Origin of the sequence: Pseudomonas sp. Au-Pse12, assembly GCF_021341665.1 — a bacterium.
Taxonomy (GTDB): Bacteria; Pseudomonadota; Gammaproteobacteria; order Pseudomonadales; family Pseudomonadaceae; genus Aquipseudomonas.
Map to the genome: position 1 here is coordinate 411,396 of NZ_JAJTTH010000002.1, position 20,404 is coordinate 431,799.

Below are 20,404 nucleotides of genomic sequence, written 5' to 3' on the forward strand. Positions count from 1 at the left end.
ATTAACGGGTGATGCCGCGAGTCGAAGACTGGATCGAGTCACGAAACACCGCGACTTCGGGGAATTGCGCAGCCGGCTCGGCCAGTTCGGCCAGGGCCTGATCCACCGTCAGCCCTTGGCGGTAGACCGTCTTGTAGGCTCGACGCAGCGCGTGGATCGCATCTTCGCTGAAACCACGACGGCGCATGCCTTCAAAGTTCATGCTGCGAGCTTCGGCCGGGTTGCCGAACACGGTGACGAATGCCGGAACATCCTTGCCGATCGCGGTGCCCATGCCGGAGAAGCTGTGGGCGCCAATATGGCAGTACTGATGCACCAGGGTGAAACCGGAAAGAATCGCCCAGTCATCCACGTGCACATGCCCTGCCAACGCGGTGTTGTTGACCAGGATGCAGTGATTGCCGATGACGCTGTCATGACCGATGTGGGCATAAGCCATGATCAGGTTGTGATCGCCCAGGGTGGTTTCGGAGCGATCCTGGACGGTGCCACGGTGAATGGTCACGCCTTCGCGGATCACATTGTGGTCGCCGATTACCAGGCGCGTTTCCTCGCCCTTGTATTTCAGATCAGGCGTGTCCTCACCCACCGAGGAAAACTGGTAGATGCGGTTGTGCTTACCGATCCGGGTCGGGCCCTTGAGAATCACATGGGGCCCGATCACTGTACCCTCGCCGATTTCCACACCAGCGCCGATGATCGACCACGGGCCAACCTCAACGTCGTCGGCCAGGACGGCCGTCGGATCGATGATTGCGCGAGGGTCAATCAAACTCATAGTTTGCGTTCCGCACAGATGATTTCAGCAGAGCACACCGGCTTGCCGTCGACCGAGGCCTGGCATTCGAACTTCCAGATCTGCCGCTTGCAGCTGATGAACTTGGCTTCAAGGATCAACTGGTCGCCCGGCAGCACCGGCTGGCGGAAGCGCAGCTTGTCGGAACCGACGAAGTAATAGAGGGTGCCGTCGGCGGGCTTCACGTCGAGCATCTTGAAACCGAGAATGCCTGCAGCCTGAGCCATGGCCTCGATGATCAGCACGCCCGGCATGATCGGATGCGCAGGGAAGTGACCATTGAAGAACGGTTCGTTGATGCTGACATTCTTGTAGGCACGAATGCACTTGCCTTCAACATCCAGGTCCACCACCCGATCCACCAACAGGAAAGGGTAACGGTGAGGCAAGTATTCGCGAATCTCGTTGATGTCCATCATTTCGGGGGGAAGCCTGTAGTAAAGAGTGGGAGCGCGCAACTAACGCACGCTCCTCTAGCAAATCAAGGAGGCAGTCTATCGGCTGTGCACACTTGATATGGAAATGGTATCAGCCATCTGATGAAGCATTGCCGTCGGGGGTCACGTCCCCAACGCGCTTTTCCAACTGACGCAAGCGCCGTGCAAGGTCATCAAGTTGGCGGATGCGTGCCGCGCTTTTGCGCCACTCGGCTGCAGGCTGCATGGCTGTACCGGAAGAGTAGGCACCCGGTTCGGTAATCGAGTGGGTCACCATGGTCATCCCGGTGAGGAATACGTTGTCGCAAATCTCGATGTGACCGACCAGGCCCACACCGCCAGCGAGCATACAGTGCTTACCGATCTTGGTGCTGCCGGAAATCCCGACACAAGCAGCCATGGCTGTGTGATCACCCACCTGAACGTTGTGGGCGATCTGAATCTGATTGTCCAGCTTCACGCCATTGCCGATGACGGTATCGGCCAGGGCGCCACGATCGATCGCCGTATTGACGCCGATTTCCACGTCGTCACCGATGGTCACGCCGCCAATCTGAGCAATTTTCTGCCAGATGCCTTTTTCGTTGGCAAAACCGAAGCCTTCGCCACCCAGCACCGCACCGGACTGAATGACCACACGCTTGCCGATGCTCACGTCGTGGTACAGGGTCACTCGCGGTGCCAGCCAGCCACCTTCACCAATTTCGCAACGGGCGCCGATAAAGCAATGGGCGCCAATGGTCACGCCTGCTGCAATCCGTGCACCGCTCTCGATCACCACGAACGGGCCGATGCTGGCAGCGGGGTCGACCAGCGCATCAGCGGCAATCACCGCAGAAGGGTGGATACCCGCCTGCGCCTTGGGCTTGGGATCGAACAGATGGGAAATACGGGCATAGGCCAGGTAAGGGTCAGCCACCACCAACGCGTCACCAGCGTAGGTTTCAGCATCAGCGGCCTTTAACAGCACCGCGCCGGCCTGGCAGTCCACCAGGTACTTGCGATACTGCGGATTTGCCAAAAAGCTCAACTGAGCTGGGCCAGCCTCCTGCAAGGTGGCTAGCCCAGTAATTTCCTTCTCCCCGTCGCCACTCAAGGTGGCGCCGAGGAACTCGGCCAACTGGCCGAGCTTTATGGTCGCGGTCATGGCTTACTTCAGCTGATTCATACGCTCGATAACTTGGCGAGTGATGTCGTACTGAGGTTTGACATCAATCACTGCGCCACGCTCGAAGACCAGGTCGAAACCACCTTTCTTGATGACTTCTTCAACCGCGCTGTCCAGCTTTGGCTTCAACTGCTTGAGCATTTCACGGTCGGCGACGGCTTTGGCTTCGTTCAGTTCCTTGGACTGGAACTGGAAGTCACGGGCCTTTTGCTTGAACTCGAGCTCCAGACGCTCACGCTCGCCTTGCTGCATCTTGTCGCCGCCGGCAACCAGACGGTCCTGGATCCCCTTGGCGCTGCTTTCCAGAGTTTTCAGCTTGGTCAGTTGTGGACCGAACTTTTTCTCAGCATCTACCGCGTACTTCTTGGCCGCGTCGGATTCCAGCAGAGCCATCTGATAGTTCAGGACAGCGATTTTCATTTCGGCAAATGCCGGGCTCGCGACCAGAACGGTGGCCAGGAGAACCAATTGAGTCAACTTACGCACGATGCACTCCTACAAAATCCATTGTCGTTATCTTGGGTCAGGCTCTTAGAAAGTCTGGCCGAGGGAGAATTGGAACACCTGGGTTTCAGCGTTGTTCGGTTTCTTCACTGGCATTGCCAGGGCAAAGCTCAATGGACCCAGGGCCGTAACCCAAGTCACACCGACGCCCACGGAACTGGCCAGATTGCTGAGACTGATGTCGTTGCACTGCGTGTTGGAAGAAACGCCGTTGGTATTCTTTACGTTCGAGCACTTGGAATCGAACACGTTACCCACATCCCAGAATACCGAGGTACGCAAGGAACGTTGGTCCTTGACGAACGGCAACGGGAACATCAGCTCTGCACCGCCCTGAATCAACACGTTACCACCGAATGGTAGTGGATCCTGATCCGGGTCTGCGGCAGTGCCCACGTTACCGGTTACACCAGCACCACGACTTGGGGTACTGCGCGGGCCCAAGGTGCTGTCTTTGAAACCACGAACCGAGTTGAAGCCACCAGCATAGTAGTTCTCGTAGAACGGCAGACCATCCGTAGAACCGTAACCATCACCGTAACCCAGCTCGGTATGGAAACGCATGGTGTAGTTTTCAGTCAGAGGCTGGAACACCTGGCCACGATAATCGAGCTTGAAGAACGACAGATCGCTGCCCGGGGTGGTGGTTTCCAGAACCAGACTCTGAGAGTGACCGCGAGTAGCTAGCACGCCTTTGTTCAGAGTCGACTCGGACCAACCGGCAGAAGCTTTGAAGTTCAGGTAGTTACTGCCCTGCTGATTCACGAAGTCGAAAATTTCATCGACGGTGTACAGACCCGTCTTGATCTTGTCCTGCTGCGCAGTCAGGCCGAAGGTCAGACGCGAAGTCTCACTGATCGGGTAACCCACGCTGACACCGGCACCCAGGCTGTCCACCGCATAGCTGGCTACGTTGACATCAAGGTCCTTGTAGTCAGTGGTGCGATAGAAGGCGTTGTAGCCCAGGCTCACGCCATCAGCGGTCCAGTAGGGGTCAACGTAGCCGAAATTGTAGCGGCTCTGATATTCACTGCGGGTCAGGCCGATGCTGACCTTGTTACCGGTACCCAGGAAGTTGTTCTGGGTGATCGAACCACCGAGGATCAGACCAGCGCTCTGGGCAAAACCAACGCTGGCGGTGATCGAACCGGACGCTTGTTCTTCAACCGCGTAGTTCACGTCAACCTGGTCATCGACCCCCGGAACAGCAGGAGTCTCAACGTTGACTTCCTTGAAGAAGCCCAGACGTTCGAGACGAGTCTTGGACTGGTCAATCAGGTAGGTCGAAGCCCAGCCGCCTTCCATCTGACGCATCTCGCGGCGCAGCACTTCGTCCTCGGACTTGGTGTTGCCACGGAAGTTGATGCGGTTGACGTAGGCACGCTTGCCCGGATCCACCACAAAGGTGATGTCAACGGTGTGATCGTCATCGTGCGGCTGAGGCACGCCATTGACGTTGGCGAAGGTATAACCCTCGTTACCCAGACGGCGAGTGATGAGTTCGGAAGTGGTGGTCATCAGCTTGCGCGAGAACACCTGGCCCTTCTCCACCAGCAACAGCGCCTTGACCTGGTCTTCAGGTACTTTCAGGTCGCCGCTGAGCTTGACGTCACGAACGCTGTATTTCTCGCCCTCGTTGACGTTAACGGTGATGTAGACGTGTTTCTTGTCCGGGGTGATGGACACCTGGGTCGAAGCGATATCCATGTTGATATAGCCACGATCCAGGTAATAGGAACGCAGACGCTCCAGGTCACCGGAGAGTTTTTCACGAGCGTACTTGTCGTCGTTCTTGAAGAACGACAGCCAGTTGGTGGTCTTGAGTTCGAACAGGCCGATCAGGTCTTCATCAGGGAAGACGGTATTGCCTACCACGTTGATGTGCTGAATTGCTGCAACAGTGCCTTCGTTGATGTTGACCTTGAGGCCAACCCGGTTGCGCGGCTGCGGCACGACTTCGGTTTCAACGGTTGCCGAGTAACGGCCCTGAGCGACATATTGACGCTGCAGTTCGTTACGCACGCCTTCGAGGGTCGCGCGCTGGAAGATTTCACCTTCCGCGAGGCCGGACTGCTTGAGCCCCTTCATCAGGTCTTCGGTAGAGATCGCCTTGTTGCCTTCGATCTCGATACTGGCAACCGACGGACGCTCGACTACCGTAATGACCAGGACGTTGCCATCGCGGCCCAGCTGGATATCTTGAAAGAAACCGGTTTTGAACAGCGCACGAGTGGATTCCACCAGGCGACGGTCGTCCGCCTGCTCGCCGACGTTCAACGGCAAGGCACCAAAGACGCTACCCGCGGAAACGCGCTGAAGGCCGTTGACGCGGATATCGGAGATAGTGAAGGACTCGGCGTGAACTTCGGCGATCATCAATACGGTGAGAACCGCAGTTAGCAGCAGACGTTTCATGAAGTCCTTTCTTATTCCAACTGGCAATAAACAAACTGCCGCAAAATGCGGCAGATTCGCAATTCAGCGAAGCGTTACAGACGACCCAGATCGTTGACCAGAGCAAGCAGCATGACTCCGACCACCAAGCTGATACCGATCTGTATCCCCCAACCTTGCACCCGATCCGACAAGGGACGACCACGCGCCCACTCGATCAGATAAAACAACAAATGCCCCCCATCCAATACCGGGATGGGCAACAAATTCAGAACACCCAGGCTAATACTCAGATAAGCAAGGAAATTCAAGAAATCAGCAATGCCCGACTGGGCAGAAGCGCCCGCCACTTTAGCAATGGTTATCGGTCCACTCAAGTTTTTTACCGAGAGCTCGCCGAACAACATTTTCTTCAGTGATTCGAGGGTCAGAACGCTCATGGTCCAGGTCCGTCGGGCACCTTCACCAATCGCCTCCAACGGCCCATAGCTGACCTCGCGGAGCATCTCCGGCGGCCAATCCACAGCCTTCACCCCTGCCCCCAGATAGCCATTCGGTGCTTTGCTTTCGCCACGGCTGGCCAAGGTCACAGGGACGTCGATTTGAGCACCATCGCGCTCGACATGCAGCACAATTTTCGTATCAGGGTGCACACGGACCCAATCCACCACCTGCTGCCAGTCATTGAGCGACTGGCCATCAAGGGCCAGCAGACGATCGCCGGTTTTCAGACCAGCCGCCTGCGCCGGGCCTTTCGGGTCAAGCTCAGCCAACACCGGTGGCAACGCCGGACGCCACGGACGAATCCCCAAGGAACGAATCGGATCAGGCTCGTCCGCCCCCTTCAGCCACTTGTCCAACACCAGTTGGCGCGGCGAATCGACGCTCGCGCCCTGCTCGCGCACCAGCACCTGCAGCGCCCCACTTTCGCCAAGACGCCTTACCAGCTGCAAGTTGACCGCCGCCCAACCACTAGTAGGCTCACCATCAATGGCGACGATTTCCTGGCCGGCACTCAGGCCAGCCTTGGCAGCGATACTGCCTGCCTGGACATCGCCGATGACCGGTCGTACCTGCTGGCTGCCAAGCATCGCCAGGCCCCAGAAAAACACCAGAGCCAGGAGGAAGTTGGCAATCGGACCCGCGGCGACAATCGCAATACGCTGGCGAACCGACTTGCGATTGAAGGATTGATCGAGCTCTTCAGCGGCCACATCACCTTCACGCTCATCGAGCATCTTCACGTAGCCACCCAGCGGAATGGCAGCGATCACGAACTCGGTGCCACGGCGATCATGCCAGCGCAGCAAAGGCATGCCGAAGCCCACGGAGAAGCGCAGAACCTTGACGCCACAGCGGCGCGCGACCCAAAAGTGACCGAATTCGTGGAAGGTGACCAGCACGCCCAGGGCTACCAGGGTGCCGACAATCATATAGAGCGCGCTCATCTACTTTCTCCGCAATCCCATTCGCCGCCACTCGCCCCGGTCGCGAATCCTATCGCCCGTTACGCTGCAACCATTGTTGCGCCAGGACCCGGGCCTTGGCGTCTGCCGCAAACACTGCGTCGAGCTCATTGACTGCGACCACAGGCTCACGGGTTAAAACCTCATCGATGATACTCGCGATCTCTGGATAGCGGATGCGCCGCTCCAGAAACGCCGATACCGCCACTTCATTGGCCGCGTTCAACATGGCCGGCGCACTGTCACCGACCTCGGCAGCTTGCCGCGCCAGACGCAGGCAAGGGAACCGCTGCTCGTCGGGAGCCTGAAAATCCAGACGCGCAATGGCAAACAGATCCAGCGGCGCCACGCCGGAGTCAATGCGCTCCGGCCAAGCCAGGGCATTGGCGATCGGTGTGCGCATGTCCGGATTGCCCAACTGCGCCAAAACCGAGCCATCGACATAATCCACCAGCGAGTGGATCACGCTTTGCGGATGCACCACCACTTCGACCTGTGATGGCTTGGCATCAAACAGCCAGCAAGCCTCGATCAACTCCAGGCCTTTATTCATCATGCTCGCCGAATCCACGGAAATCTTGCGCCCCATGGACCAGTTCGGGTGGGCACAGGCCTGCTCCGGCGAAACATGCTCAAGCTCTTCCAGGGGCGTCTGACGGAAAGGTCCACCCGAGGCGGTCAGGAGAATCCGTCGCACACCGACCTGACTCAGCCCCCGGGAGAAATCCGTGGGCATGCATTGAAAGATCGCATTGTGCTCACTATCGATGGGCAGCAGCACGGAGCCACTCTTGCCCACCGCCTGCATGAACAGCGCGCCAGACATCACCAGCGCTTCCTTGTTGGCCAGCAGGATCTTTTTGCCCGCCTCTACCGCCGCCAAGGTCGGACGCAGCCCCGCCGCACCGACAATCGCCGCCATCACCGCGTCGACTTCCGGAGCCGAGGCCACATCGCACAACCCCTGCTCGCCCACCAGCACCTGGGTTGCCAAGCCGGCGGCACGCAGCTCTTCCTGAAGACGGCTGGCAGCCTCCACCTCAGGCACCACGGCAAAACGCGGCACGTGACGCACGCACAATGCCAGCAACTCGGTCAAACGCGAGAAGCCAGTCAGGGCAAACACCTGATAACGCTCCGGATGACGGGCGATGACATCCAGCGTGCTCAGACCGATGGAGCCTGTAGCCCCCAGAACCGTGATCTGCTGCACCGCGCTCACAGTGCAGCCATCCACAGCAGCACGGCAAATACCGGAATGGCCGCTGTCAGGCTGTCGATTCGATCGAGGACGCCGCCATGCCCAGGCAACAGGTTGCTGCTGTCCTTGATACCGGACTTGCGCTTGAACATGCTCTCGGTGAGGTCGCCGACCACCGAGATAAACACCACGATGGCCGCACCCAGCAACCCCAGAACCATCTGCCCCAGGCTCCAGTCACGCACCAGCGCCACCACCGCGGTAATCACCAGGCTCAAGGCCAAACCGCCGTACACGCCTTCCCAGCTCTTGCCAGGACTGACCTGTGGCGCCAGCTTGCGCTTGCCGAAGGCCTTGCCGGAGAAGTAGGCGCCAATATCTGCCCCCCACACCAGCACCATCACCGCCATGATCAGCCAGTTGCCCAGCGGCAACTGCTTGATGAATACCAGGCCTTGCCACGCAGGCAACAGGATCAACAGGCCAATCAACAACTTGGGGGCCGCGCCAGACCATTGCTCACTGGTACGCGGATAGGTCAGCACCAGGTAAGTCGCCAGCCCCCACCACAGCACCGCCGCACCCAGCACCCAGGGCGCAACGCCCGGAACCAGATGCATCACGAACAACAGCGCCGCCACCAGCAACGCATAGACGACCCGGGCCGGCTGCGCCTCGAAACCCGCCAGGCGCGCCCATTCCCAAGCGCCCAGGCTTACCACCAGACCGATGAACAGGGCGAACCCTGAACCTTCGAGCAGGAAAAAACCGCACAAGGCGATCGGCAGCAGGATCAGCGCAGTAATGATTCGTTGTTTAAGCATTAAACCCGGGCTCCAGCCTCAACCTGCTCGCTCGTCTTACCGAAGCGCCGCTGGCGAGATGCATAATCGGCCAATGCATTACGCATGGCATCGTGTTTGAAGTCCGGCCAGAACAGGTCGGAGAAATACAGCTCGGCATAGGCCAGCTGCCACAGCAGGAAGTTACTGATGCGGTGCTCGCCACCGGTGCGGATACACAGGTCTGGCAGCGGCAGATCGCCAGTCGCCAGGCAGGTCTGCAGCAGGCCCGGAGTAATATCCTCGGGCCGCAGATGCCCAGCCTGAACCTCACGCGCCAGGCGCTGAGCGGCCTGGGCGATATCCCACTGCCCACCGTAATTGGCGGCAATCTGCAGGATGAAACGATCAGGGCCGGCAGTCATGGCTTCCGCCTCGCGCATCGCCGCCTGCAACTCGGGATGAAAACGCGAACGATCACCAATGATCCGCAGGCTGATGTTGTTTTCGTTGAGGCGCTTGGCCTCACGACGCAGAGCCTTGAAGAACAGATCCATCAAGGCACTGACTTCGTCAGCCGGGCGCTGCCAGTTTTCACTGGAAAAGGCAAACAGGGTCAGCACCTCGACCTTGGCCTCGGCGCACACTTCGATCACCGCACGTACGGCGTCAACGCCCGCTTTATGCCCGGCAACACCCGGCATGAAGCGTTTTTTTGCCCAGCGGTTATTACCGTCCATGATGATCGCCACATGGCGCGGCACCGAGGACAACACGGACTGCTTGGTCTTTTCCATGAAAACGCCTGACCCTTATACGGCCATCAAGTCCTTTTCTTTTTCCTCAGTCGCCTTGGCGATCTGAGCTTCAAAGTCCTTGATCAGCTTGTCGATTTCAGCGCTGCCACGGCGCTCTTCGTCTTCGCTGATTTCCTTGTCCTTGGTCAGCTTCTTCAGCTCGCCCAGGGCGTCGCGACGAATGTTGCGTACAGCAACCCGTGCGTCCTCGGCAGCGGCACGCGCCTGCTTGGTGAAGCCCTTGCGGGTTTCCTCGGTCAGCGGCGCCATCTTGATCAGCAGCAGCTCGCCCAGGTTGGTCGGATTGAGATTAAGACCGGCACTGCCAATGGCCTTGTCGATGGCTCCGAGCATGTTTCGCTCGAACGGCACCACTTGCAGGGTCTGGGAGTCCTTCACGGTAACGTTGGCAACGCCGCTCAACGGCGTGTCAGTACCGTAGTAAGGCACCATCACGCTACCCAGGATGCTGGGGTGCGCCTTGCCGGTGCGGATCTGGCCGAACGCATGCGCCAGCGATTCCAGGGACTTCTTCATGCGCTCTTGAGCGTCTTTCTTGATTTCGTTGATCATTGTTCGCCTTCCTCGATCAGGGTTCCTTCAGCGCCACCATGCACGATATTCAGCAGGGCGCCGGGCTTGTTCATGTTAAATACCCGCAGCGGCATCTTGTGGTCGCGGCACAGACAGATAGCCGTCAGGTCCATCACTCCCAGCTTGCGATCCAGCACTTCATCGTAAGTCAGATGATCGAACTTCTCGGCATGCGGGTCCTTGAACGGGTCGGCAGTGTAAACACCATCGACCTTGGTTGCCTTGAGCACCACGTCGGCATCGATCTCGATAGCGCGCAGGCAGGCTGCGGAGTCGGTAGTGAAGAACGGGTTGCCGGTACCGGCCGCGAAGATCACCACTTCTTTGGAGTTCAGGTGGCGCATGGCCTTGCGGCGGTCATAGTGATCGGTCACGCCGACCATGGAAATAGCCGACATCACGATGGCCGAGATATTCGCACGTTCCAGCGCATCACGCATGGCCAGGGCGTTCATCACAGTAGCCAGCATGCCCATGTGGTCGCCCGTGACCCGATCCATCCCGGCTGCGCTCAATGCGGCACCACGGAACAGGTTGCCACCACCGATCACCAAGCCTACCTGGACACCGATGCCAACCAGTTGGCCGACTTCCAGCGCCATGCGATCCAGCACCTTGGGGTCGATCCCGAACTCTTCCGAGCCCATCAGGGCCTCGCCGCTAAGCTTGAGTAGAATGCGTTTATAGCGAGCTTGATAACCACTGCCCTGCTGAGCCATTGCGAATCTCTCCTGCGGCGTATTTAAAAAATTCTTTGCGGGCTGTTTGCAGCCTGCGATCACTCTAGCTTGACGCTGTCACAGCGCCATCAGAACACGACTTTGTAAACCGGTTCCGAGGATAAACAACTAAATTACCCTGCCCATTTGAAAAGAGGCTGCGCGCGTGAGCGGGCAGCCTCTTCTGGGCGACAGTTGAAAAACCGTCTTACTGTTGCTTGGCAGCAGCCAGTTGTGCGGCAACTTCTTCAGCGAAGTTGTCTTCTTTCTTCTCGATGCCTTCACCTACAGCGAAACGGGTGAAGGAAACGATTTCAGCGCCGCCTTTCTTGGCCAGAGCACCCACGGTGACTTCTGGATCCTTGACGAAAGCTTGCTCAACCAGGCTGGCTTCAGCCAGGAACTTGCTGATACGGCCAGCGATCATTTTTTCAACGATTTCAGCTGGCTTGCCTTTCATCTTGTCTTCGTTCAGCTGCAGGAACACAGCTTTTTCACGCTCGATGGCTTCGGCGGAAACCTGCGATGGCAGCAGGAACTCAGGGTTGCTTGCCGCTACGTGCATGGCGATGTCTTTGGCCAGCTCAACGGAACCGCCTTTCAGGACAACCGCAACACCGATCTTGTTGCCGTGCAGGTAGGTGCCGACCACATCACCTTCAACGCGCGCCAGACGACGGATGTTGACGTTCTCGCCGGTCTTGCCCACCAGGATCAGGCGGTCAGCTTCTTGAGCTTCGATCAGCGGAGCTGCGTCGGTCAGCTTGTCAGCGAATGCCTTTTCAACGCTGGCAGCAACGAATGCCTTGAAGTCGTCCTGCAGAGCCAGGAAGTCGGTCTGCGAGTTAACTTCCAGCAGGACAGCGGCTTTACCGTCGTCCTTGATGGCGATAGCGCCTTCAGCAGCCACGTTGCCTGCTTTCTTGGCAGCCTTGATGGCGCCGGAAGCACGCATGTCATCAATGGCTTTCTCGATGTCGCCGCCAGCCTTGGTCAAGGCCTTTTTGCAATCCATCATGCCTTCGCCGGTACGCTCGCGCAGTTCTTTGACCAACGCTGCAGTAATCTCTGCCATTTTCAAAATCCTCTTGGATAGGTTTTCAACCATTCCACCCGATCGAACGGGCGTTCAATTCTTGGGCGCTGCCTCGAATTCACTTCATAACAACCCCGCATTACAGAAACTGTAGGGGGGGGCGCGACGACGAAATGATTTTCGAGTTGGCAAAAAGGGGGCCAAGCCCCCTTTTTGCGTGCTGAGTAAACGCTAAGCGTCAGTTACTCAGGCTTCAGCCGCCGGTGCTGCAGCTTCTTCGAACACTTCGGTGCCGCCAGCAACGTTGTTGCGACCACGGATCACAGCGTCAGCCATCGAACCCATGTACAGCTGGATAGCGCGGATGGCGTCATCGTTGCCTGGGATGATGTAGTCAACGCCTTCCGGGCTGCTGTTGGTATCGACAACGCCGATGACCGGGATGCCCAGCTTGTTGGCTTCGGTGATCGCGATGCGCTCGTGATCAACGTCGATCACGAACAGTGCGTCAGGCAGGCCGCCCATGTCCTTGATACCACCCAGGGAACGATCCAGCTTTTCCAGATCGCGAGTGCGCATCAGCGCCTCTTTCTTGGTCAGCTTGGCGAAGGTGCCGTCTTCTGCTTGCACTTCAAGGTCACGCAGACGCTTGATGGAAGCACGGATGGTTTTGTAGTTGGTCAGCATGCCGCCCAACCAGCGGTGATCGACGTACGGCGAACCGCAACGTGCTGCTTCTTCAGCAACGATCTTGCCAGCGGAACGCTTGGTGCCGACGAACAGAATCTTGTTTTTGCCCTGGGCCAGGCGTTCTACGAAAGTCAGAGCTTCGTTGAACATTGGCAGGGTTTTTTCAAGGTTGATGATGTGAATCTTGTTGCGCGCGCCGAAAATGTACTTGCCCATTTTCGGATTCCAGTAACGGGTTTGGTGACCGAAGTGCACACCGGCCTTCAGCATATCGCGCATGTTGACTTGGGACATGATAGTTCCTTAATAAGTCGGGTTAGGCCTCCACGTATCCCAATGACCAACCAACAGCATGTGCTGAGGGCACCCAGGTCATCGTGTCGACACGTGTGTGGGTTTGAGCTTTTCGGGGCATCCCCGGAAAGCGGCGCATTTTATACCACAGCAAGGGTAAAAACGGAACCCGGATTCACATCCGCCGATCTGCAAGCTTTTTGCCCACCTCTTGGAATCGGCCCAGAATGCACCATTGTATGAAGAGAAGCGCCAGCAGAACCTCAGATTTGCGCTGAGCGTCTGTTAGAATCGCACCTTTGCGGCTTTGAAAACCTTATCGTTTCCCTTCCGGCTCCAGCCTTGCCGGGGCAGGTTTTCAAGCCATTCCGTGTTTATCGCGCCACTGAGCGTCAAGAGAGCCTGTATGACCGTCACCCTCAAAACTCCCGAGGACATCGCCAAAATGCGTGTCGCCGGCAAACTGGCCGCCGACGTGCTGGAAATGATTGCCGAGCATGTCAAACCCGGTGTCACCACCGAAGAACTGGACCGCATCTGCCATGACTACATCGTCAATGTGCAGGGCGCGATCCCGGCCCCGCTGAACTACAAGGGCTTTCCCAAATCCATCTGCACCTCGATCAACCACGTGGTGTGCCACGGCATTCCCAACGAGAAGCCGCTGAAGGATGGCGACACCCTGAACATCGACGTCACTGTCATCAAGGACGGTTACCACGGCGACACCAGCCGCATGTTCCACGTCGGCACCGTGCCGGTCTGGGCCGAGCGCCTGTCGCAGATCACCCAGGAATGCATGTACAAGGCCATCGAACTGGTGAAGCCGGGCTGCCGCCTGGGCGACATCGGCGAAGTGATCCAGAAGCACGCGGAAAAGAACGGCTTCTCGGTCGTACGCGAATTCTGCGGCCACGGCATTGGCAAGGTGTTCCACGAAGAGCCGCAGATCCTGCACTACGGCCGCGCTGGCACCGGCATGGAACTCAAGGCCGGCATGACCTTCACCATCGAGCCGATGATCAACCAGGGCAAGGCCGACACCAAGGTCCTGGGCGACGGCTGGACCGCCATCACCAAGGACCGCAAGCTCTCCGCGCAGTGGGAACACACGCTGCTGGTGACCGAGACCGGCTACGAGATCTTCACCCTGCGCAGCGATGACACCATCGCCCGGGTATCTGCCTGATCTGAAACGCTGCGTCCCGACCTTATAGATAGAAAGGAAAGCCAATCGATGCCGCAGGTGGACCCCGAACTCTTCGACCGTGGCCAGTTCCAGGCGGAACTGGCACTGAAGGCCAGCCCTATCGCCGCCTTCAAGAAGGCCATTCGTCAGGCACGAGAAGTGCTCGACAACCGCTTTCGCAGCGGGCGGGAAATCCGCCGGCTGATCGAAGACCGCGCCTGGTTCATCGATAACATCCTGCAAAAGGCCTGGGACCAGTTCAGCTGGAGCACCGAAGCCGACATAGCCCTGGTGGCGGTCGGCGGCTACGGTCGCGGCGAGCTGCACCCTTATTCCGACATCGACCTGCTGATCCTCCTGGACAGCGCCGATCACGAAATTTTCCGCGACTCCATCGAACGCTTCCTTACCCTGCTCTGGGACATTGGCCTGGAAGTCGGGCAAAGCGTGCGCTCGGTGGACGAATGCGCCGAACAGGCGCGGGCCGACCTGACGGTGATCACCAACCTGATGGAAAGCCGCACCATTGCCGGCCCCGAGCACTTGCGCCAGCGCATGCTGCAAGTGACCAGCACCGAACACATGTGGCCCAGCAAGGACTTCTTCCTGGCCAAGCGCGCCGAACAGAAAGCCCGCCACCACAAATACAACGACACCGAGTACAACCTGGAACCCAACGTCAAAGGGTCGCCGGGCGGCCTGCGGGACATCCAGACCATTCTCTGGGTCGCGCGCCGCCAGTACGGCACCCTGAACCTGCGGGCCCTGGCCGGCGAAGGCTTCCTGGTGGAGAGCGAGAACGCCCTGCTGGCCTCGTCCCAGGAGTTTCTATGGAAGGTCCGCTACGCCCTGCACATGCTCGCCGGGCGCGCCGAAGATCGCCTGCTGCTCGACCATCAGCGCTCCATCGCCACTCTGCTGGGCTTCGAGGGCGATGACGCGAAGCAGAGCATCGAAAGCTTCATGCAGCAGTACTACCGGGTGGTGATGAGCATCGCCCAGTTGAGCGACCTGATCATCCAGCACTTCGAAGAGGTGATCCTCGCCCCCGAAGACGAGGCGCCGCCGCAGCCGATCAATGCCCGCTTCCAGCTGCATGACGGCTACATCGAGGCGATCAACGACAACGTGTTCAAGCGTACGCCGTTCGCCATGCTGGAGATCTTCGTGCTGATGGCCCAGCACCCGGAGATCAAGGGCGTGCGTGCCGACACCATCCGCCTTTTGCGCGAACACCGGCACCTGATCGACGACGACTTCCGCCACGATATCCGCAACACCAGCCTGTTCATCGAACTGTTCAAATGCGAGATCGGCATCCACCGCAACCTGCGGCGGATGAACCGTTACGGCATCCTCGGGCGCTACCTGCCGGAGTTCGGCTTCATCGTCGGGCAGATGCAGCACGACCTGTTCCACATCTACACCGTGGACGCCCACACGCTGAACCTGATCAAGCACCTGCGCAAGATGCAGTACACGCCGATCTCCGAGAAATTCCCCCTGGCCAGCAAGCTCATGGGCAAGCTGCCCAAGCCCGAGCTGATCTACCTGGCCGGCCTGTACCACGACATCGGCAAGGGCCGTCACGGCGATCACTCGGAAATCGGCGCGGTGGATGCCGAGGCCTTCTGCGTGCGCCACCAACTGCCGCAGTGGGACACCCGGCTGATCGTGTGGCTGGTGCAGAACCACCTGGTGATGTCCACCACGGCCCAGCGCAAGGACCTCTCCGACCCGCAGGTGATCCACGACTTCGCGCAGATCGTGGTCGACCAGACCCGCCTCGACTACCTCTATGTACTGACGGTCGCCGACATCTACGCCACCAACCCGACGCTGTGGAACTCCTGGCGCGCCAGCCTGCTGCGCCAGCTCTACACCGAGACCAAGCGTGCCCTGCGCCGCGGCCTGGAAAACCCGGTGGACCGCGAAGAGCAGATCCGCCAGACCCAGAGCGCCGCCCTGGACATCCTGGTGCGCAACGGCACCGACCCGGACGAGGTCGAGCAGCTCTGGTCGCAACTGGGGGACGACTACTTCCTGCGCCACACCGCCGGTGACGTCGCCTGGCACAGCGACGCGATCCTCCAGCAGCCGGCCGACGGCGGCCCGCTGGTGCTGATCAAGGAAATCACCCAGCGCGAGTTCGAGGGCGGCACGCAGATCTTCATCTACGCCCCGGACCAGCACGACTTCTTCGCGGTAACCGTGGCCGCCATGGACCAGCTCAACCTGAACATCCATGACGCGCGCATCATCACCTCCAGCAGCCAGTTCACCCTCGACACCTACATCGTCCTGGACAACGACGGCGAGTCCATCGGCAACAACCCGCAGCGGGTCGAGCAGATCCGCAAGGGCCTGACCGACGCCCTGCGCAACCCCGACGACTACCCGACCATCATCCAGCGCCGGGTACCGCGCCAGCTCAAGCACTTTGCCTTCGAGCCCGAGGTGACCATCCACAACGACGCCCAGCGTCCGGTCACCGTGCTGGAGCTCAGCGCCCCGGACCGCCCCGGCCTGCTGGCGCGGATCGGCAAGATATTCCTGGAGTTCGACCTGTCGCTGCAGAACGCCAAGATCGCCACCCTGGGCGAGCGCGTGGAAGACGTGTTCTTCATCACCGATGCGCACAACCAGCCCCTTTCCGACCCCCAGCTGTGCAGCCGCTTGCAGGATGCGATCGTCGAGCAGCTGAGCGTCAGCCACGAACCGACTATCGAAATGACCCGCCTGAGCATCTGACGGGCCTGAATCGCCGCCTTGAGTGAGATACCGCACCGATGAACAACGCTCTGAACCAGTTGCAGCCCTACCCGTTCGAAAAGCTGCGGGCCCTGCTCGGCACCGTGACGCCCAACCCGGACAAGCGCCCGATCGCCCTGTCCATCGGCGAGCCGAAACACCGCTCGCCAAGCTTTGTCGCCGAAGCCCTGGCCAGCAACCTCGACCAGATGGCGGTATACCCCACCACCCTGGGCATCCCGGCCCTGCGTGAAGCCATCGCCGGCTGGTGCGAGCGGCGCTTTGGCGTGCCAAGCGGCTGGATCGACCCCGCGCGCAACGTGCTGCCGGTCAACGGCACCCGCGAAGCCCTGTTCGCCTTCACCCAGACCGTGGTCAACCGCGGCGAAGACGCCCTGGTGGTCAGCCCCAACCCGTTCTATCAGATCTACGAAGGCGCAGCCTTCCTCGCCGGAGCCAAGCCGCACTACCTGCCGTGCCTGGACGAAAACGGCTTCAACCCGGATTTCGACGCCGTGCCGGCCGAGATCTGGCAACGCTGCCAGATCCTCTTCCTGTGCTCCCCGGGCAACCCCACCGGCGCGCTGATCCCGCTGGACACCCTGAAGAAACTGATCGCCCTGGCCGACGAACACGACTTCGTGATCGCCGCCGACGAGTGCTACAGCGAGCTGTACTTCGACGAACAGACTCCACCGCCGGGCCTGCTCAGCGCCTGCGTCGAACTGGGGCGCAAGGACTTCAAGCACTGCGTGGTGTTCCACAGCCTGTCCAAGCGCTCCAACCTGCCGGGCCTGCGTTCCGGCTTCGTTGCCGGTGACGCGGACATCCTCAAGGGTTTCCTGCTGTACCGCACCTACCACGGCTGCGCCATGCCGGTGCAGACCCAGCTGGCCAGCGTCGCCGCCTGGAACGATGAAGTGCACGTGCGCGCCAACCGCGCCCTGTACCGCGAGAAGTTCGACGCGGTGCTGGCGATCCTCGCCCCCGTGATGGACGTACAGCGTCCGGACGGCAGCTTCTACCTGTGGCCGAACGTGGCCGGGGATGACGCCGCCTTCTGCCGCGACCTGTTCGAGCAGGAGCACGTGACCGTGGTTCCGGGCTCTTATCTGTCGCGGGATGTGGACGGCACCAACCCGGGCGCCGGGCGAGTGCGCATGGCGCTGGTTGCGCCGCTGGCGGAATGCGTGGAAGCCGCCGAGCGGATTCGCGATTTCGTACTGCGTCGGGCCTGAGCCCCTTCGCCAGTCAAGCCGGTTCCTACCCCCCCCTGTAGGAACCGGCTTGCCAGCAAAAGCGTCATCCGCTCACTTCACCTGCCCCAGATTCGCCTCGCTCAAATCCAGGTCCGCCAACACTTCACGCAGCACATCGTCACCGATCTGGTGATGCCGGCTCAGGCGGTACAGCTCCAGCCGTTGCGCGCGCAGGGCCTTGAGCCGCAGGCGCCGCTCCAGCAAGTCCATTTGCAACGCCAGGGCCTGGGCTTCGGCGGAATCGTTGTAGACCTCCAGCTGATGCCGGTACTCGGCCATCAAGCGCCCCTTGAGTTCAGTGGCCAATGCCGCCTGAGCCGCATCCAGGGTCTCACTGGCGTCTGCCACTTCCTCGGCTTCCAGGGCGTGGATCGCTGCCTCGGCAGTCTTGCGCCAGGCATCGCGGACTTCACCGCGGCGCTTGTCGTCGGGGCTCTTCACAATGCCGCGCAACAGCAGCGGCAGGGCAATGCAGGCCGCCACCAGGGACAGTAGGATCACCCCGGCGGCGATGAAGATCAGCAGGTCGCGCTCGGGGAAAGCTTCACCGGCGCCGAGCAGCAGCGGCACCGACATCACGCCCGCCAGGGTCACCGCCCCGCGCACGCCCCCCACTGTCAGCAACCAGCAGGAACGCGCGGTGGGCACCAGGGTCAGTTCACCCTTGCCACGCCAGCGCCGCAACAGCCCGGACAGGCGCCAGATGCTCTGCACCCAGATGAAACGCAGTACCAGCAGCACCAGGAAGATCGCCAGCACATCCAGGCAGCGATAGAACAGGGTCGGCCAGAGCGAGGTCTCGTGACTGGCAACGGCCTTGATGATGTCCGGTAGTTGCAACCCCAGCAGCAGGAAGATCAGGCCGTTGAAGGCAAACTCCAGCAGCGACCAGACGCTGCGATTGAGCAGCCGGGTGCTGGTCTGGCGCGGCAGCAGGTCGAGCCAGCTCTGCATCATCCCCGCCGCCACGGCTGAAAGGATGCCCGAGGCTCCCAGGCGTTCGGCCAGCACATAGGCGGCGAACGGCAACAGCAGCATGAACACCACATGAGTCGCCGGGTCGTCCCAGCCGCGGGCGATCATCCAGGCCCGCAGGCGCCCCACCAGCCAGCTCAGAGCCACCCCCACCGCCAGCCCGCCTACCGCCACCAGGACAAAGGTCAGGCTGGCATTGGCCAGGGAAAACACCCCGGTCACGGCGGCCACCAGGGCGAACTTGAAGGTCACCAGGCCCGAAGCGTCGTTCATCAGGGCTTCGCCCTGGAGCATGTGCATCAAGGGGGTCGGCAGGCGGTTCTGGGAAATCGCCGAGACGGCCACGGCGTCGGTAGGCGACAGCACGGCCGCCAGGGCAAAAGCCACCGCCAGGGGGATGCTCGGCAACAGCCAGTGAATGAAGTAGCCGGCGCCCACCACGGTGAACAGCACCAGGCCCACCGCCAGGGTCAGGATCGGCCCGCGCAGGCGCCAGAATTCACGCTTGGGCATGCGCCAGCCATCGGAAAACAGCAGAGGCGGCAGGAACAGGAAAAGAAACAGCTCCGGGTCCAGGGCCACGTGCAAACCCAGGGTCGGCCAGGCCAGCAAGCCCCCGGCGATGATCTGCACCAGGGGCAGCGGCAGTGGAATCACCCGCCCGACAAGACGCGAAAGGCTCACCAGCATCAGCAGGATGAGGACGGTATAGGCGGTTTGCATAACGCGGGCTTCCCGATCTGAAACTTCAAAGCAGACACACGACAGCGGCAGGCGTTCACCGCAGAAGTGCCATATTAGCCGCTTAAGCTGCGTTCACGCCGCTGCACAAAAGTCGCAACGGCGCCCGGGCGCGGAAACACAATGCGACAAAGCCCCGCGGCAGCCGACGCCGAATCGGTGCGGTCGTGGCATAATCCGTGACCTTTCATCTCCAGCATCTCCAAAGGGGGCAATTCCTTGACCGCTTCAAGCAAAACGTTGCACCTTTTCGGCATCAAAGCCTGTGACACCATGAAAAAGGCGCGCACCTGGCTCGATGAACACGCTGTCAGCTATGACTTCCATGATTACAAAACCTCCGGCATTGACCGTGAGCACCTGAATCAGTGGTGCGACGAGCACGGCTGGCAGGTGGTGTTGAACCGCGCGGGCACGACCTTTCGCAAACTCGATGACGAAAGCAAAGCCGATCTCGACCAGGCGAAAGCCGTTGAACTGATGCTCGCGCAACCTTCGATGATCAAGCGCCCGGTGCTCGACCTCGGAGACAAGACCCTGATTGGCTTCAAGCCAGACCTTTACGCAGCGGCGCTCAAGTAAGCCTGCTCATTCAATTTCGCAAGAGGTAA

18 protein-coding genes are annotated in these 20,404 nt (G+C 60.0%); 4 read left to right on the forward strand and 14 right to left on the reverse strand.

What is annotated here, in order from left to right; translation table 11 throughout:
* Position 1: 1 nt before the first annotated feature.
* From lpxA to rpsB, 13 genes are all read right to left on the reverse strand, one after another.
* Complete coding sequence (gene lpxA / locus LXM55_RS06515; RefSeq protein ID WP_233319642.1) at positions 2-778, reverse strand: acyl-ACP--UDP-N-acetylglucosamine O-acyltransferase; 777 nt, start codon at positions 776-778, stop codon at positions 2-4.
* Complete coding sequence (fabZ, locus tag LXM55_RS06520) at positions 775-1,215, reverse strand: 3-hydroxyacyl-ACP dehydratase FabZ (protein WP_007924058.1); 441 nt, start codon at positions 1,213-1,215, stop codon at positions 775-777. Before fabZ ends, lpxA begins: the two co-directional genes overlap by 4 nt.
* Before the next feature lie 109 nt (positions 1,216-1,324).
* Entirely contained in the window at positions 1,325-2,380 is a 1,056-nt protein-coding gene (gene lpxD, locus LXM55_RS06525) for a UDP-3-O-(3-hydroxymyristoyl)glucosamine N-acyltransferase (protein WP_233319643.1), read from the reverse strand.
* A 3-nt stretch (positions 2,381-2,383) separates the two neighbouring features.
* Positions 2,384-2,887 carry an OmpH family outer membrane protein gene (locus LXM55_RS06530; RefSeq protein WP_011059533.1) on the reverse strand — a complete coding sequence of 168 codons (504 nt, stop codon included), beginning with the start codon at positions 2,885-2,887 and terminating at the stop codon, positions 2,384-2,386.
* Between the two features lie 45 nt (positions 2,888-2,932).
* Positions 2,933-5,320: an outer membrane protein assembly factor BamA gene (gene bamA, locus LXM55_RS06535; RefSeq protein ID WP_233319644.1), complete on the reverse strand. Its 2,388-nt coding sequence runs from the start codon at positions 5,318-5,320 to the stop codon at positions 2,933-2,935.
* A 74-nt stretch (positions 5,321-5,394) separates the two neighbouring features.
* Positions 5,395-6,747: a sigma E protease regulator RseP gene (gene rseP / locus LXM55_RS06540; RefSeq protein ID WP_233319645.1), complete on the reverse strand. Its 1,353-nt coding sequence runs from the start codon at positions 6,745-6,747 to the stop codon at positions 5,395-5,397.
* 49 nt (positions 6,748-6,796) lie between these two features.
* Positions 6,797-7,987, reverse strand: a complete 1,191-nt coding sequence (ispC, locus tag LXM55_RS06545) for a 1-deoxy-D-xylulose-5-phosphate reductoisomerase (RefSeq protein WP_233319646.1) — start codon at positions 7,985-7,987, stop codon at positions 6,797-6,799.
* Positions 7,984-8,790: a phosphatidate cytidylyltransferase gene (locus LXM55_RS06550; protein WP_233319647.1), complete on the reverse strand. Its 807-nt coding sequence runs from the start codon at positions 8,788-8,790 to the stop codon at positions 7,984-7,986. The genes ispC and LXM55_RS06550 overlap by 4 nt, the downstream gene beginning before the upstream one ends.
* Complete coding sequence (uppS, locus tag LXM55_RS06555) at positions 8,790-9,545, reverse strand: polyprenyl diphosphate synthase (RefSeq protein ID WP_233319648.1); 756 nt, start codon at positions 9,543-9,545, stop codon at positions 8,790-8,792. The genes LXM55_RS06550 and uppS overlap by 1 nt, the downstream gene beginning before the upstream one ends.
* 15 nt (positions 9,546-9,560) lie before the next feature.
* On the reverse strand, positions 9,561-10,118 hold the full coding sequence (gene frr, locus LXM55_RS06560) for a ribosome recycling factor (RefSeq protein WP_011059527.1): 558 nt from the start codon (positions 10,116-10,118) through the stop codon (positions 9,561-9,563).
* Entirely contained in the window at positions 10,115-10,858 is a 744-nt protein-coding gene (pyrH, locus tag LXM55_RS06565; RefSeq protein WP_011059526.1) for a UMP kinase, read from the reverse strand. The genes frr and pyrH overlap by 4 nt, the downstream gene beginning before the upstream one ends.
* Before the next feature lie 208 nt (positions 10,859-11,066).
* Positions 11,067-11,933, reverse strand: a complete 867-nt coding sequence (gene tsf / locus LXM55_RS06570) for a translation elongation factor Ts (protein ID WP_016962579.1) — start codon at positions 11,931-11,933, stop codon at positions 11,067-11,069.
* Between the two features lie 207 nt (positions 11,934-12,140).
* The gene (gene rpsB / locus LXM55_RS06575; protein ID WP_011059524.1) at positions 12,141-12,878 is read right to left on the reverse strand and encodes a 30S ribosomal protein S2; all 738 of its coding nucleotides are present in this window, start codon (positions 12,876-12,878) and stop codon (positions 12,141-12,143) included.
* A gap of 406 nt (positions 12,879-13,284) precedes the next feature.
* On the opposite strand from rpsB, the gene map reads away from it, so the two are divergent.
* The 3 genes from map to dapC are packed head-to-tail and all read left to right on the forward strand — an operon-like array spanning position 13,285 to position 18,056.
* Positions 13,285-14,067, forward strand: coding sequence for a type I methionyl aminopeptidase (map, locus tag LXM55_RS06580; protein WP_011059523.1), 783 nt, complete (start codon positions 13,285-13,287; stop codon positions 14,065-14,067).
* Between the two features lie 48 nt (positions 14,068-14,115).
* Positions 14,116-16,818, forward strand: coding sequence for a [protein-PII] uridylyltransferase (locus LXM55_RS06585; RefSeq protein ID WP_233319649.1), 2,703 nt, complete (start codon positions 14,116-14,118; stop codon positions 16,816-16,818).
* Between the two features lie 38 nt (positions 16,819-16,856).
* Entirely contained in the window at positions 16,857-18,056 is a 1,200-nt protein-coding gene (dapC, locus tag LXM55_RS06590) for a succinyldiaminopimelate transaminase (protein ID WP_233319650.1), read from the forward strand.
* A gap of 72 nt (positions 18,057-18,128) precedes the next feature.
* On the opposite strand, the gene LXM55_RS06595 is transcribed toward dapC, so the two are convergent.
* Positions 18,129-19,775, reverse strand: coding sequence for a Na+/H+ antiporter (locus LXM55_RS06595; RefSeq protein WP_233319651.1), 1,647 nt, complete (start codon positions 19,773-19,775; stop codon positions 18,129-18,131).
* A gap of 237 nt (positions 19,776-20,012) precedes the next feature.
* Between LXM55_RS06595 and LXM55_RS06600 the strand changes: the two genes are divergently transcribed.
* Positions 20,013-20,375 (forward strand): ArsC family reductase, encoded by a 363-nt coding sequence (locus LXM55_RS06600; RefSeq protein WP_011059519.1) that lies wholly within the window; start codon positions 20,013-20,015, stop codon positions 20,373-20,375.
* Positions 20,376-20,404: the final 29 nt, after the last annotated feature.